General features: G+C 76.8%; 1 pseudogene. It reads right to left on the bottom strand.

The features are described from left to right. Window positions 1-521, bottom strand: a pseudogene (locus N415_RS32135) (PE family protein); the annotation flags it as partial.

The following is a 521-nucleotide window of genomic DNA, read 5'->3' as shown; positions in this document are numbered from 1 at the left end:
CGGCGGCGTCGACGGTGCCCATTTGGGCGTTGTAGCTGGCGTTGCCGCCGCCGCCCCCGTCGGCGCCGCCGCCGGCGTTGGCGCCGCTACCCCCGGTGACGTCGATACCGCCGCCGACCTGACTCGCGGCGCCACCGCCGCCCGCTCCGCCGAAACCGCCTATGCCGCCAGCGGTGCCGCCGCCTGCGCCACCGCCTCCGCCGAAGGCTTGCAGGCCACCGCCGCCGACTACCTGGGCGCCACCGCCGGAGCCTCCGGCGCCGCCGACTCCAGAGTTTCCAGCGAAGGCGCCTCCGCCGGAGCCCCCGCTGCCCCCTCCGCCGCCCACGGCGAAGCAGTTGATACCGCTGCTGGTGAGGGTGGTGACGGCGCTACCGCCCTTTCCGCCGTCGCCCCCGTTGCCGTCGGTGGCACCGGTGCCACCGTGGCCGCCGTTACCACCGCCGCCACCGATTACGCCGCCGTCGACTGCGGTGCTGAGGTTGCCGTTGCCGCCGTCGCCGCCGTTGCCCCCGGCGCCG

This window comes from Mycobacterium sp. UM_CSW (assembly GCF_000455205.1).
Classification (GTDB): Bacteria; Actinomycetota; Actinomycetes; order Mycobacteriales; family Mycobacteriaceae; genus Mycobacterium.
This window is presented reverse-complemented; position numbering and strand designations above follow the sequence as displayed.